Origin of the sequence: Amycolatopsis sp. NPDC049688 (assembly GCF_040674975.1) — a bacterium.
Taxonomy (GTDB): domain Bacteria; phylum Actinomycetota; class Actinomycetes; order Mycobacteriales; family Pseudonocardiaceae; genus Amycolatopsis.
Window position 1 is genome coordinate 953,351 of the sequence record NZ_JBFANY010000001.1, and the last position, 13,806, is coordinate 967,156.

Here is a 13,806-nt window from a genome sequence, read left to right on the forward strand (position 1 = left end):
GGGCGAGCGACCCCGCCGCCACGAAGGGCGATTTCATAAGATGGAAAGTGCGCGCGAGATGGCCCGCGCGCTGGTCATGACCAGCGGAGCCAGCGCGTGCGGCGAGACGCTCCCGTACCGCACGACCAGCGACACCGCCGCGACGACCTGGCCCCGGGCGTCGTGGATCGGCGCGCCGACCGACAGCGCGTCCAGGGTCACCTGGCGCTCGCTGATGGAGAACCCGTGCGTGCGCACGTCGGCCAGCAGGTGCCGCACCCGGTCCGGGTCCGTCACCGTCTCGGGCGTGTACCGCTCGATCGGACGGCCGAGGACGTCCTCCTGCACCTCGGCGGGGGCGTGCGCGAGCAGGACGAGCCCCACGCCGGTGGCGGTCAGTGCGAACCGGCCGCCGACACGGGTCAGCACCGGCACCGCGCCCGTCCCGGCGATCCGCTCGATGTACACGACTTCGGTGCCTTCGCGGACGGCGAGCTGGACGTTCTCGCGCGTGATCTGCGAGAGGTCCTCCAGGAACGGCAGGGCCAGCTCCCGCAGGCCCAGGCCCCGCGGCGCCAGCGATCCGAGCTCCCACAGCCGCAACCCGACCCGGTAGACGCCGGCCTCGTCCCGCTCCAGCGCACCCCACTCGCAGAACTCCCGCAGCAGCCGGTGCGCGGTCGCGGCCGGCAGCCCGCTCCGGCGCGCGACCTCGCTCAGCCGCAGCGCCGGCCGGTTCGGCGAGAACGCCTCCAGGACCCGCAGCGCGCGTCCGAGGACCGGCCCGGTGGCGCCGGGCGCGCGACCTCGGTGCGGCACGGCGACCTCCGGTGGGCGGGACTTCAGTCCACTATGCCTCGCGCCGCCCGGCGCGCAGCAGCCGCGTCACGGCGTTCCTCGAACCGGGACGCCTGCGTGTCCAGGCCCTTGAGGAAGGTCGCCAGCTCCTCGCGCGCGGCTTCGCCGACGGCACCGAGGCCGGTCAGGTCGAAGACCTTCCAGTACCGCAGCAGCGGCTGGACGACGTCGTCGTGGTGGATGCGCAGGTCGTAGATGCCCGCCTTGGCCATCAGCGCCGCCTTGCGCTGGAAGCTCGGGATCACCGCGCCCGGCATCGCGAAGTTCAGCACCTCGTCGGTGATCGCGCGCATCATCGCGTCCGGCGAGATCTCCAGGGCGGCCTTGACGAGGTTGCGGTAGAAGACCATGTGCAGGTTCTCGTCCGTGGACACCCGGGCCAGCAGCTTCTCGGCCAGGGGGTCCTGGGTGTAGCGGCCGGTGTTGCGGTGCGAAAGCCGGGTCGCGAGCTCCTGGAACGAGACGTACGCGCAGACGTTCAGCAGCGGTTTGTCGCCGGTGTCGTAGCCCGCCTGCATGGTCTCCATCCGCATCCGCTCCAGCTCGACCGGGTCGACGGCGCGGGTGACCAGCAGGTAGTCGCGGATGCAGATGCCGTGGCGGCCCTCCTCGGCCGTCCACCGGTGCACCCAGGTGCCCCACGCGCCGTCGCGGCCGAACGCGCGCTCGATTTCGCGGTGGTAGCTGGGCAGGTTGTCCTCGGTCAGCAGGTTGACCTCCAGGGCCGTCCGCGCGATCGGGGTCACGCGGGACTGCTCCGGGTCCCAGGCCTCCCCGCCGAGCTCGGCGAAGTCGCGGCCCTGGCTCCACGGGACGTACTCGTGCGGCATCCACTCCTGGGCGGCGGCGAGGTGCCGGTTGAGGTTCTCTTCGACCGTGCCTTCCAGTTCGTGCAGCAGGCGGGTGGTTTCGGGGACCGGCATGGGGGATGTCCTTCCGTACCTACGCGACCGTAACTTACGGTGCCGTAGGAACCGACAACGGACACCGATGCCGCGGGGTTCCCCTCAGTTCGTGAACTCGAACACGTAGTCCTTGAGGACGGGCCCGAAGAAGCTCCTCCCGGTGACCCGCACGACGGCCCGCCCGGGCACGCCACCGGCCTGGGAAAGGACCTCGCACCGCACCGCGGGATCGGCCGGGATGACCTTCGTGATCCTCGGCGAAGCGCCGGCCGGCAGCGGAACGGTGCAGGACGGCGCCCCGGCGTCGAACCCGCCGATCGTCCGGCCGCCCGCCACGATCCGGATCGCGAGCGGCCCGTCCGTGGGGATCGCCCGGCCGCTGAACCCCTGCCAGTACCGCACGCAGGTGTCGCGCCAGCTGCCCGCGTCGGCCTCGTGGGCGGCGAGCTTGTCGCGCACCTCGGCGAAGCGCCGCGCGTCGACGTGCCGTTCGAGCGAACTCCAGGCCCGGCGCATCCAGCTCACGTAGTGGACGCCCGTCTGGTAGCGGTACACCAGTTCGTCCCAGAAGATCCGGCCGTTGCGCATCCGCCGGTCCCACGGCACGTGGTGGAACCACATCAGCAGGTTTTCGGGCACGGTCTCGATGTCGGCGTACCGGGCCGCGAGCACCGGAAAGTACTGCGCGGTGAAGCCGCTGCCGGTGGGGGAGCGGTCGTAGCCCAGGCCGGCGGCGTCGGCCTTGTTGTAGTACACCGGGCTCCAGTCGTCCCGCGCGAGCCGTTCGGCCGGGTTGGGGCCGTAGTGGTCGCTGGACCGGAACTGGTGCGCGACGCCGAGCGGGGTCTGGTAGCTCACCAGCGCCTCCCGGGAGCCCAGCATCATCGCCACGATCGTCCGGACGACGAAGTCGTGGTTGCCCCAGGTCAGCCGGACCCAGTCTTCGGCGATGCCGCGGGCGTCGAGCGTCCAGTCCCAGGCCAGCCTGCCGAAGGCGTACAGGTTCGCCTGCGCGAAGTGGTGCCCGGTCAGGTTGGCGGCGTTGCCGAAGTTGCCCACGCCGACGATGGCGCTGTCCGGGTGACCCTGGGCGGTGCCGTCCACCACGTGCCCCACCAGCCGCTTGTCCAGCAGCTTGCCGTGCGCGTCGGTGGCGTACGTGTCGGACTTCAGGACCTCCTCCCACAGCGGGCCGAGGTAGCACAGCATGGTGTTCTGCCCGGTGTACTCCTGCGTGATCTGCAGTTCGAGGGCCTGGTTCGTGTGTTCCATCCGGCCGAAGAGCGGGTTGGCCGGCTCCCGGGCCTGGTAGTCGAGGGGGCCGTTCTTGGTCTGCAGGAAGACGTTCTCCGAGAACCGGCCGATCGTGCCGTCGGGCTGGAGTTCCTCGTCGATCGGGCCGAACTCCAGGTAGGCGCGCTTGAGCCGGTCCGCGTCGACGTCGGCGTTGTAGACGAAGGTCCGCCAGAAGATCCGCATCCCGAGCGGCGCCACCGCCGCCGCCATGCCGTTGGCGCCGTCACCGTGGTCGTAGCCGAGGTCCTGGGGACCCGGCTGCCCCTCGGAGTTCGCCTTGACGGTGAAGCCCATGAAGTCGGGGATGGCGGCCTGGAGCTGCCGTGCCCGCCGGGTCCACCAGTCCCGGAACTTGGCGCTGTAGGGATCGAGTTCTTCCCGGGTGAGCGTGTCGGGGGCGAACCGGGCGTCCGTCGGCGCCGCGTAGTTGATGGAGACGGCCAGCTTGATCCCGTAGGGGCGCAACGCGTCCGCCAGTGCGGCTTCCTGCTCGATGGCGGCCGGGGTGAGGTAGAAGCTGTTGGCGTTGACGTTGTTGATCGTGATGCCGTTGATGCCGAGGGACGCCATCGCCCGCGCCGCCACGACGTACCGGTCCAGGATCACCGGCAGGTTCAGCGCGGCGGACGCGCCGGTGGCGGTGAAGTCGAACATCGCCCCGTTCTCGCCGTTCAGCCCGCCGGTGCCGGCCGGGTTGTTGCCGGCGTACAGCCGCTCGGTCTCCCAATAGTTGAGGTACCGGTGATTGATCCTCGGGACCGAAGAAAGTTTCAGGCCGGCGACGGATTGCTGCGCCTGCAGACGCCGGAGGAACGCGAACGTCCCGTACAGCGCGGCGAGCTCGGTGTTGCCGGCGATGACGATCACCCGGCGGCCGCCCCGGGACAGGGAGCGGACGAGGTATCCGTCGGTCCCGAGCGGCTTCAGGTCGGGTGCGGGAACGAGCCTGCGGACCAGGGGAGAGGTGCCGGGAGTGCCCACGACCACCGCGCGGTCGGGAAAGCCGCCCAGCACCGGCACGGGCCGCCCCAGCAGTCCCCCGAGGCCACGGACGAGTTCGTCGCGCGCTGCTTCCAGGGTGCTCCGCACCAGGTGCTCGGTGGCGCCGGGGGCCATGCTCAGGTTCGCCGTGTGGCGGTGGACCGGGGTCCGCTCGGCGTTCTCCACGACGATCGCGCCGAGCGCGGCCCGGTACCGGGCGAGCACGCCGGGATCGGTGACGGTCTCGTAGCGCAACCACAGGTCCGAGCCGTCGTAGCCGCCCGGAAAAGCCGGCGGGCTCGCCTGCGCCGCGGGGGCGCCGAACACCGAGGTCGTCAGGACGGCTCCGCTGCCGATCAGGAAGCTGCGCCGCCGCATTCCGTTCTCGTCACTGGAAGACAAGGTTCCCCCATCCGCCCGCCGGATATTCAGTTCGTTTCCCGCACTATTGCGGGCAGGTACCGCACTGTCAATAATTGGCGATATAGCGGGGAAATCCCGAAACTTTCGCCGAGCGCCCGGCGTGTCGGAGACGGCGTGCCCGGCCCGCCCGGACTGCCGTGCCAGACTGCGGCGCGATGCTCACCCCAGCCGATCTCGCCGACCTGCTCGAATGCGAACACCGCAGCCTGCTCGTCCAGGCGCTCGCCGCGGGCCTGCCGGGAGCGCCGCGGCCCGAGCCCGGCCGCCACGAGACCGACGGCGTCGAAGACCTCGCGCTCGCCGCGAAGGCGACGGAGGAGGCGTTGCGCTCCGGGGTCCCGGTGATCCACCGGGCCGTCTTCCTCGACGGCGAATTCTCGGCCCGGGCGGACCTCCTGGTCCAGGACGGCGAAGGCCGCTACGAGGTCCACGACACGACGCCGGTCCGGCAGGCCACGCCCGCGGCCGTGGTCCGGCTGGCCGCGTGCGCCGACGCGATGACCCGCGCCGGCTGGCCCGCCGGCCCGCACCTGCACCTGCGGCTCACCGACGGCGGGACGCGGACGCTGCGCACCGAGGACTTCCGGCCGCTCGTGGACCGCCTCCGGGCCCGGCTGGCCGGGCGGCCGCCGCGGCTGCCGGTCCCGCTGTGGGCCGACGAGCGCCCGGCCTGCGCCGGCTGCGGCTTCGCCCGGCACTGCGCGACGGCCCGCGAAGCCGACCGGGACCTCTCGCTGGTCGCCGGGATGCGCGTCGACCAGCGCCGCAAGCTGGTCGAAGCCGGGCTCGGCTCGATCGACGCCCTGGCCGCGGCCGGCCCGGCCGACCGGCCGCGGGACCTGTCCGCGACGGCGTTCGCGACTCTGCGCGCCCAGGCCGCGCTGCAGGTCCGGCAGGACACCACCGGCGAGGTCGCCTACGAGATCGTCGACCCCGACGAGCTGGCCGCCCTGCCCGCGCCCGCGCCGGGCGACGTGTTCGTCGACCTCGCCGGCGACCCGCACGCCCTCGCGGGCGAGGGGCTGGAGTACCTGTTCGGCGCGGTCGCCGACCGGCAGTTCACGCCGTTCTGGGCGCACAGCCGGACCCAGGAGCGGCGCGCGTTCGAAGAGTTCGTCGACTTCGCCGCGGCGCGGATCGCCGAACACCCCGGCTCGCACGTCTACCACTACGCGCCGTACGAGGTCACCGCGATCAAGCGGCTGGCGGCGGTGCACGGCACCCGCGAGGAGACCGTCGACCACCTGCTGCGCAGCGGCGCGGTCGTGGACCTGCACGCGGTCGTGCGCAAGGCGCTGCGCGTGTCGCAGCGGTCGTACTCGATCCGCCACCTCGAACCGCTCTACCAGCCCGGCGCCCGCGCGAAAACCGCCGTGTCCGACGTCGACGCGTACGAGGAGTACCTGGCGTTCGCGCAGACCGGGGCGCCGGAACGCGCCGACGAGGTGCTGCGTCGCATCGCCGAGAACACCGAGGACGACTGCCTCTCCGCCCAGCGGCTCTTCGGGTTCCTGCACCGGGTCCGCGCCGACGCGGGGATCGACGTCCCGGAACCGGCCGCGGAATCCGCCGAGGACGCGCTGCTGCGCGCGGCCGAGGAGGACGTCGCCGCCGAGCGGCGCGCCGAACGGGCCGCGCAGCTGGCCGCGCTGGTCGACCCGTTGCTGGAGGGACTCCCGGACGACCCGGGCGCCTTCACCGGCGAGGAGCGGGCCCGTGCGCTGCTCGCGGCGGCCGTCGGCTACCACCGCCGCGAGACGAACCCGGCGTGGTGGGAGTACTTCCGCCAGCTGGCCGCGCCGCTCGGCGATCTCGAAGTGGACACCGCCTGCGCCGTGCCGGTCGCCCTGGAAGCGGGGGAGTGGGTGCCGCCGTCCGGGCGGGCGCGCACCGCGAAGCGGACGCTGCAGCTGGCGTGCGACCCGGACCGGCCGCACCCCTTCGCCCCGGGCGACGACGTGCGGCTGCGCTACGGCGACACCGCCCGCGACGCGAAGGTCGTCGCCGCGTCGGCCGTGGAGCTGACCCTGGAGGAGAGCTGCCCGCCGGACGCGACCACGAACGACCGGCCGTCCGCGGTGCTGCCCGGCAGCCCGGTCCGGCCCTCGCCGAAGGACGAGGCGGTCGCCGACCTCGCCCGGCTGGTCGTCGACGCGCTCCCGGAGCTGCCGCGGCACCCCGGTGTCGACCTGCTCCGGCGGACACCGCCGCGGCTGCGTGGCGGCGCGGCGCTGCCGGCACCGGGGCCGGACCTGGTCGCCACGGTGATCGAGGCGGTCGACGCCCTGGACGGCTCCACGCTGGCCGTGCAGGGGCCGCCCGGCGCGGGCAAGACCTACCTCGCCGGGAAGCTGATCGCCCACCTCGTGCGGGCCGGGCGGACCGTCGCGGTGACGTCGAACAGCCACAAGGCCGTGGAAAACGTGCTGAGCGCGGCCAAGAAGAACGCACCGGACCTGCCGTGCGCCAAGCGGGCGAAGAGGACGCCGGACCCGGCGGCGCCGTGGGAGCAGCCGAAGAGCAACCCGGCGCTGGTGAAGTGGCGCGCGGAGCACGACACCGGGCACCTGGTCGGCGGGACGGCCTGGACCTTCGCCAACGCGGCGATCCGCGAAGAGCCCTTCGACCTGGTGATCATCGACGAGGCCGGTCAGTTCGCCCTGGCCGACGCGCTCGCGGTGTCGGTGTGCGCGCGCAACGTCCTGCTGCTGGGCGACCCGCAGCAGCTGCCACAGGTGGTGCAGGGCACGCACCCGGCGGGCGCGGAGGCTTCGGCGCTGGGGCACCTGATCGGCGACGCCGAGATCATGCCGCCGTCGCTGGGCTACTTCCTCGACGAGACGCGGCGCATGCACCCGGCGGTGTGCGAACCGGTGTCCGACCTGTCCTACGCCGGACGGCTGCACGCGCACCCGTCGGCGGCCGGCCGCGCCCTGGAGGGCGTCGCGGCGGGGCTGTACCTGGCCGAAGTGGACCACCGCGGCAACACGACCCGGTCGGTTGAGGAAGCGGCCGAGGTGGTGCGCATCGTGTCCGAAGTGCACGGTCGCCTGTGGACCGACCACGGCCCGCCGCGGCCGCTCGGCGACGCCGACATCCTCGTCGTGGCGCCGTACAACCTGCAGGCGCGGACGGTGACCCGGGCCCTCGCCGACGCCGGGTTCCCCGGGGTCAGGGTGGGCACGGTCGACCGCTTCCAGGGCCAGGAGGCCCCGGTGGTGATCACCACCATGACGTCGTCGTCGGCGGTCGACCTGCCGCGCGGCCTGGATTTCCTGTTGTCCCGCAACCGGCTCAACGTGGCGTTGTCGCGGGCCCAGGCCCTGGCGGTCCTCGTGTGCTCACCGCGGCTGGTGGAGGCCGACATCCGCACGGTGGACCAGATGCGCCTGGTGGCGGGCATGATCGGCCTGATGACCGCGGCGTCGCCGTGGCCTCAGCCGGGCGGTTCGACTTCGCCGGCGTCGTCGTCGACGTCCTGAGAGCCGGGCTTTTCCCGGTGTGCCTCGGGAACGGGGACGTCGAGGTCGAGTTCCGGGGTGCCGGGTGGCGGCGGCACGTCGGGAGTCAGCGGGCCCTGCTCGGATTCGGTCATGGGCGGGGGTTACCCCGGTGCCGGGTGATCGAAGCGGGTCAGGCCGGGTTGCGGGGCGCGGCCGGAGCGGTCCCGGCCAGCTCGGCGGGGTCGAGGTCGTCCAACGGCTGCCAGCGGAACACCCCGGCGCCCTGGGCGTAGGCGAGGTGGCCGCCGAGCGCGCCGCCCACGCTCACCGCGGTGAGACCCAGCGCGCCCAGGAGCCGCCCGCCGGCCCCGCGGCGGCGGGCCAGGTAGGACGCGCCGAACAGGGCCGCCGCCGCCGTGTTGGCTGCCGCGTGCACCAGGCCGACGCGGCGTTGCCGCTCGTCGAGACCCGCGTAGTCGGCCAGGCCGAGTACCACCGCCGCCGGGGCCGTCAGCAGCCCGGCCGCGACCAGGCGGCGGGCCGGGTCACGGCCGTCCGGGAGCAGGTCGAACACCGCCGAGCACACCCAGGCACCGATCGGCAGCGTCACCGCGAGCGGGTGCAGGGGGTGTCCCAGCTCCTGGCCGCGCAGCTGCCGGCCGAGCCGGCTTTCGGCCACGCCGGCCAGCAGCCGCCGGAGCTTGGTGGCCGGGCCGTCGAGCGCCTGGGCGTCCTCGACCTTTCGCAAAGCCCGGTGCGCCCACGCGGGCTTCGTCCGGCTGTGACCGTCGCGCGTCGGATCCATACCGGCCCGGCTACCCCACCGGCCCGCGGGATAACCGGCCCGCGGCCGGGGTACCTGGTGCGCGTGCCCATCCCCGCCTTCTTCCCCGGCACGGCCGTCGCCGCGGGCGCGGCCGTCCTGTTCGCCACCGGGTCGGTCCTGCAGCACGAGGCCGCGTCGAGCAGTACGGACGCGCGCGGCCTCGAGCTGCGCCGGCTGGTGACGCGGCCGAAGTGGGTGGCCGGGCAGAGCGCCACCGTGCTGGGGACGCTGCTCCAGGTCGTGGCCCTCGCCCTGGCCCCGGTCGCCATCGTGCAGCCGGTGCTGGCCGGGGGTCTGGTCGTCGCGCTGGCGATCCGGTCCGTGCGCGACCGGTGCCTGCCGTCGCGGGCGGACGGCCTCGGCGCCCTCTGCACCTGCGGTGGCCTGGCCGTCTTCCTCGTCGCGGCGCGGCCCGCCGCCGGCACCGGCGACCACCTGCCGCCCTGGTTCGCGGTCGTGGCCGCGGTGCTCGTGGCCGCGGGCCTGGTCGCGCTGAGCAGCCGGTCCGGGCGCGGCCCGCGGGGTGCACTCGCCTGCGGTGCGTCGGCCGGGATCGCCGCCGGTGTCGCGGCGGTGCTGATCTCCGTCGCGCTCAAGACGTTCGGCGAACGCGGCCTGCTGCCGACCCTGGGCGGCGCCGCGTTGTGGGCGGCTCTCGCCGTCGCCGTGGTCGCGCAGCTCGGCAGCCAGCAGGCCTACGCCAGGGGCACGCTGTCGTGGTCGATGCCCGCGCTGGTGCTGCTCGACCCGCTCGCCGCGGTGCCCGCCGCCCGGTTGCTGACCGGCGAACGCCTCGAACCGGGTCACGCTTTCGTGTGGGTTCCGGCGGCCGCGGTGGCCGTCGTGGGCGTGGTCCTGCTGGCCCGGACCGGCGAAGGCTGCCGCCGGCCGCTGCGTGTTTCGTGGCGGCGTCAGCGGGAAGCCCGGGGAACACCGGACTAAGGAGCCCGATGACCGAGCCGAACCAGAGCTACGACCCGCCGCAGGACACCGGCGAGCCCGACGCGGTCGAGACCGACCCGGCCGCGCTCAACAGCGCCGAGGACCTCGACGAGGACCGGATCAAGGCCGACCCGCTCGAGGAGGGCATGGACCCGCCCGAGCACTGGTCGGGCGTCACGAAGTACGGCATGACGCCGTGGGAGCAGGCCCACCCGCGCGGGCTGGGCGACCGGCTCGGCGAGGAGCGCCCGGACCCGGCGACCGAGGTGCCGGACCCGGCCGAGTGAACGACCGCACGACGGAGGGACCACCAATGTCCGAACCGGACACTGCCCGTTCCGAGCAGCAGCAACGGCTCGAGCTCGACGACGACCCCGACGGCCTGGACTCCCGCCGGTGGGCGCGCGAGGACCCGGACACCGGCGAGGTGACGCAGGAACCGATCCAGCTGGAAGCGGTCGAGGGCGACGGCCCACCGGCCGACACGGAGGCCGACGAGGTCGCGGTGGACGCGGGCCCGGCTGTGGCCGCAGGCCCGGAACAGGGCGCACTGCACGTCGAAGAGGAGCGGTGAACCGGCTTCGGTGACGGCGCGGGGTTTTCCCCGCGCCGGCGCCGGCACCGGCGCGGCAACCGAACCGGAACCGAGTGCCGCCGAACGGGGGTGCCCCGCGGATTCCGATGCTGATAAGCCTCTGCGCGTGACCATGGACGCGATCGACCTCCACAGCATCAACCCGTGGGAGGTGTCCTTCCTGCGCGAAGAGGTGGGCGCCTACTTCGCCAACGGGATCGAGCTCACCCCCGGCGCGACCGTCCTCGACGTCGGCGCCAACGTCGGGGTCTTCTCCGCCGCGGTGTACGAGCGGCTGGACGGGGACGTGCGGATCTTCGCGTTCGAGCCCCTGCCGCCGCTGCACGCCACCCTGGAACGCAACGGCCGCGACTTCTTCGGCGGCCGGCTGAAAGCGCTGCCTTTCGGCTTGGCGGCCGCCGAGGACGAGCTCGACTTCAGCTACTTCCCGGCGGCGACCATCTTCTCGTCGTCGTGGCGGGACGAAGGGAACGTCGAGGCCGAGCGGCGGCGGGTCACCGCCAGCGTCGTCGAAATGATCCGCCGCGGCGGCCTGGGGGCCGGCCTGCGCCGCGTGCCCGCGCCCCTGCTGCGCGGGATCGTCGGGCGCAAGCTGCGGGTGATGCGGCAGCTCGAGACCCACCGCGTCCGCGTCCGGCCGCTCTCGGCGGTGCTCGACGAACAGGGCATCGAGCGCGTCGACCTGCTCAAGGTCGACGTCGAAGGCGCCGAGCTCGACGTCCTGCGCGGGCTCGACGACCGGCACTGGCCGCTGGTCCGGCAGGCGGTCGTCGAGGTCGAAGGCTGGGCCCGGCACCGCGAGACGGTCCGTGACGTCTTCACCGCGCGCGGCTTCACCGTCGAGGCCGTCCAGGACCCGGTCCAGGCGGCCGCCGACATCGGGATGGTGTTCGCCGTCCGCTAGCGGTACTCCAGCCAGTCGAGGTTGATCGCGCCGGTGTCGCCCGGGCCCTGGGACAGGGTCACCACCGGGTCCCGGCCGGTCAGCGGCACGTCGGCGAACGTCGTCGTGCCCCAGGCGTCCCAGCTGTCCGACACCTTCGGGAAGCCGACCTGGCGCAGCGGCTGCCCGTCCACGGACAGCGTCATCGTGCGGGTGTCGCCGTTGGCGTTGGCGTACCGGACGGTGATCGCGCCGCGCGCCGGTGCGGTCGTGGGGCGGTGCACGGTGAAGGCCGTCGACGCACCCTGCGCCCAGAGGCCGTCGAGGAACGCGCGGCCCGAATAGCCCGTGTGGTTCACGTTCGTCTTGACGCCGCCGGCGTTGTGCGCGTCTTCGGCTTCGAGGTGCGCGGGGTCGGGGCAGCCGGCGAGGGCCGCGGTGCCCGCCGTGTCGGCGCAGCGGTCCCGGTCGTCGGGCACGCCGTCGGCGTCCCGGTCGCCGGCCGGTGCTCCGGTGAGGGTGATGTCGACGGTGTGTTCGCCGGTCAGGGTGGCCGGCAGCTCCGCGCGGGCGGCCCGGCCGTCGACCGTGACCGACCGGATCGTGGTGCCCGCGCCGTGCAGCGCGATGGTCAGGGTCGCTCCGCGGTACCGCAGGTTCCGCAGCGTCACGTCGCCCCAGCCCGCCGGGAGGTGCGGGGTGAACGACAGCCCGCGGCCGGTGAAGGTGAGCCCGAACAGCCCGGTGTGGATCATGTCGAGGAACGCGGTGGCCGACCAGGTCTGGTCCGGTTCGGAGCCCCAGTGGAACTTCACGGTGTCGCCCAGCCGCTGCCAGCCGCCGTCGACGACACCGGTGGTGCCGTTGTGGATTTCCCAGAACCCGCTGTTGGCGCCGGCGAGCTTGGCCAGGCGGGCGGTCTCCGCGGCGTAGGCGTTCGTTTCGCCCTGCCCGGCCAGGGCCTTCGCCCACAGCCCCTGGACGAGCGGCCAGACGATGGCGTTGTGCCGGCCGGGCTGCGCGTCGCTGTAGCGCGCCCAGTTCGGGAAGGTGTCCGGCATGCCCCAGGGCAGTTCCCGGGCGTGGCTCAGGATCGACCCGGCCTGCGCCGGGTTCGCGACGCCGAAGAGCAGCGCGAACGCCAGCCCGGTGCCCTCCTGGAAGGCGCCGCGGCGGCCGTCGGCGAGGAGCTGGTAGTCGTACAGGCCGGTGGCGGGGTTCCAGAAGCGGTCGTTGATCGCCGTCCGGAGGGCGTCGGCCTTGGTCCGGTACCCCGCGGTCTCCGGCCGGCCCAGTTCCCCGGCCAAGTTCGCGGCGTTGACGTAGGCGGCGTAGTAGAGCTCGTTGGTGCTCAGGTACATCCCGCTCGCGACGCCCGGCCACGGCATGCTCCCGGTGCTGACCGACTCGGTCGCGTCCGCGGGCGGCGCGGGGTAGCCGGCGATCCCGTCGTTGAAGAACGACGCGCCGGTGAACAGCCCGTACGTCGCGTTGAAGCCGGCCGTGGTGGCGTGTTCGCGGATGGCCAGGGTGTCCGCCGCCGTCCGGTAGGCGTCCTCCAGGAAGGCCCGGTCGCCGGTGACCAGGTAGTGGTGCCAGGCGGCGGTCACCCAGACGACCTGGTCCCACTGCTGGTCGTCCTGCTGCACGCGCAGGGCGCCGGCCGGGTCCCTGTCGACGACGGCCCACAGCGTATTTTTCGCCAGGGCCGGGTTGAGCAGGCTGGTGGCGTTCCAGCTGTTCACCGAGCTGTCCCGGGTCCAGGGCTGGGCGTAGCCGCCGCCCGCGCGGACGATGCCGGTGGCCGGGTCGAGCAGCCCGGTCCGGTCGTACTTGGCGTCGTAACCGATGGTGTTGGTGTGCAACAGGTTCTGCAGCGCGGCGGCGTAGGCGGAGCCGAACAGCGCCTGGCTGTCCGGGTTGGCGAACTCGAGCGTGGGCGGCGGCGCCGGGCTCGCGGTGGCCGGGGCGGCTCCGGCGAGCGCGCCGCCCATCGTCACCAGGACCAGGAGTGCGTGACCGATCCGCTTCATGCGCGTACCCCTTCCGGCGGCGCCATTGCACCACGGGAGGCCGGTTTCTCCCCGGAAGCGGCGGAATCCTGTCCGTTTCTGTCCGCCGTCACGCGTCGCTCACCCGCCGTGATCATGATCGATCAGATGCGCCGATCGGGTGGCAGCGCCGGGCCGGGCCCTGCATACTGCAGGAATGTCGCGAAGGAAGCCGGAGTGAGTCCACGCGAAGGCAAGCGCCCGAAATTCGGCCGCATCGACCCGTTTTGCCTGATGGCGGTGTTCCCGGTGCTGCTCGTGGCCGGCATCCTCGGCGCGCTGGTCAACGTGGCATTGGGGATCGGCTTCGCCGTCTTCGCGGGCTTGATCCTGCTCTTCGACTCCTGGGCCAACCGGCCCGGCCCGGTACCGCCGCCCGAACGCCCGGCGCGCGCCGCCCGCCCGGCGGCCCCACCGCCGTCCCGGGCACCGGCCCGGGCACCCTCCCAGGCCCGCCGCCCGGCGGGGGACCGCGGTCCGGCACGGGCGCCCGCTCGCGCTCCGGTTCGCCGGGCCGGCCCGCCGCCACCGGCGCGGTGATCGGCGGCTGAGCGGAGCCGGCGGGGTCAGGTCTCTGGCGCCGCGGAGCAGGAGCTGTCGTTTCGCGGGGAGCGGCGGGGCGAG

Annotated in this window: 11 protein-coding genes and 1 pseudogene; 6 read left to right on the top strand and 6 right to left on the bottom strand. The window is 73.6% G+C overall.

What is annotated here, in order from left to right; translation table 11 throughout:
• Positions 1-33: 33 nt before the first annotated feature.
• From AB0J55_RS03930 to AB0J55_RS03940, 3 genes are all read right to left on the bottom strand, one after another.
• Positions 34-798: an IclR family transcriptional regulator gene (locus AB0J55_RS03930; protein WP_364242408.1), complete on the bottom strand. Its 765-nt coding sequence runs from the start codon at positions 796-798 to the stop codon at positions 34-36.
• A gap of 23 nt (positions 799-821) precedes the next feature.
• A complete protein-coding gene (locus AB0J55_RS03935) occupies positions 822-1,760 on the bottom strand; it encodes an acyl-ACP desaturase (RefSeq protein ID WP_364242411.1) in 939 nt (312 codons plus the stop codon).
• 84 nt (positions 1,761-1,844) lie between these two features.
• Complete coding sequence (locus AB0J55_RS03940; protein ID WP_364242413.1) at positions 1,845-4,421, bottom strand: alpha-glucuronidase family glycosyl hydrolase; 2,577 nt, start codon at positions 4,419-4,421, stop codon at positions 1,845-1,847.
• Positions 4,422-4,597: 176 nt separating this feature from the next.
• Between AB0J55_RS03940 and AB0J55_RS03945 the strand changes: the two genes are divergently transcribed.
• A complete protein-coding gene (locus tag AB0J55_RS03945; RefSeq protein ID WP_364242416.1) occupies positions 4,598-7,924 on the top strand; it encodes a TM0106 family RecB-like putative nuclease in 3,327 nt (1,108 codons plus the stop codon).
• Here AB0J55_RS03945 and AB0J55_RS03950 read toward each other — a convergent pair.
• Together AB0J55_RS03950 and AB0J55_RS03955 are read right to left on the bottom strand one after the other, a co-directional pair.
• On the bottom strand, positions 7,879-8,037 hold the full coding sequence (locus AB0J55_RS03950) for a hypothetical protein (protein ID WP_364242419.1): 159 nt from the start codon (positions 8,035-8,037) through the stop codon (positions 7,879-7,881). The two genes, AB0J55_RS03945 and AB0J55_RS03950, sit on opposite strands and share 46 nt — an antisense overlap.
• A gap of 38 nt (positions 8,038-8,075) precedes the next feature.
• Positions 8,076-8,690 (bottom strand): DUF2231 domain-containing protein, encoded by a 615-nt coding sequence (locus AB0J55_RS03955; RefSeq protein ID WP_364242421.1) that lies wholly within the window; start codon positions 8,688-8,690, stop codon positions 8,076-8,078.
• Between the two features lie 63 nt (positions 8,691-8,753).
• Between AB0J55_RS03955 and AB0J55_RS03960 the strand changes: the two genes are divergently transcribed.
• From AB0J55_RS03960 to AB0J55_RS03975, 4 genes and pseudogenes are all read left to right on the top strand, one after another.
• Entirely contained in the window at positions 8,754-9,653 is a 900-nt protein-coding gene (locus AB0J55_RS03960) for a DMT family transporter (RefSeq protein ID WP_364242424.1), read from the top strand.
• 8 nt (positions 9,654-9,661) lie between these two features.
• Positions 9,662-9,907: pseudogene (locus tag AB0J55_RS03965) on the top strand (hypothetical protein); the annotation flags it as partial.
• A gap of 59 nt (positions 9,908-9,966) precedes the next feature.
• Complete coding sequence (locus tag AB0J55_RS03970) at positions 9,967-10,227, top strand: hypothetical protein (RefSeq protein ID WP_364242426.1); 261 nt, start codon at positions 9,967-9,969, stop codon at positions 10,225-10,227.
• A gap of 133 nt (positions 10,228-10,360) precedes the next feature.
• Entirely contained in the window at positions 10,361-11,152 is a 792-nt protein-coding gene (locus AB0J55_RS03975) for an FkbM family methyltransferase (RefSeq protein WP_364243397.1), read from the top strand.
• On the opposite strand, the gene AB0J55_RS03980 is transcribed toward AB0J55_RS03975, so the two are convergent.
• Positions 11,149-13,164 (bottom strand): glycosyl hydrolase family 65 protein, encoded by a 2,016-nt coding sequence (locus tag AB0J55_RS03980; protein ID WP_364242429.1) that lies wholly within the window; start codon positions 13,162-13,164, stop codon positions 11,149-11,151. The genes AB0J55_RS03975 and AB0J55_RS03980 overlap by 4 nt on opposite strands.
• A gap of 195 nt (positions 13,165-13,359) precedes the next feature.
• Here AB0J55_RS03980 and AB0J55_RS03985 point away from each other — a divergent pair, with 195 nt between their 5' ends.
• Positions 13,360-13,722 (top strand): hypothetical protein, encoded by a 363-nt coding sequence (locus AB0J55_RS03985; RefSeq protein WP_364242431.1) that lies wholly within the window; start codon positions 13,360-13,362, stop codon positions 13,720-13,722.
• The last annotated feature ends 84 nt before the right edge of the window (positions 13,723-13,806 follow it).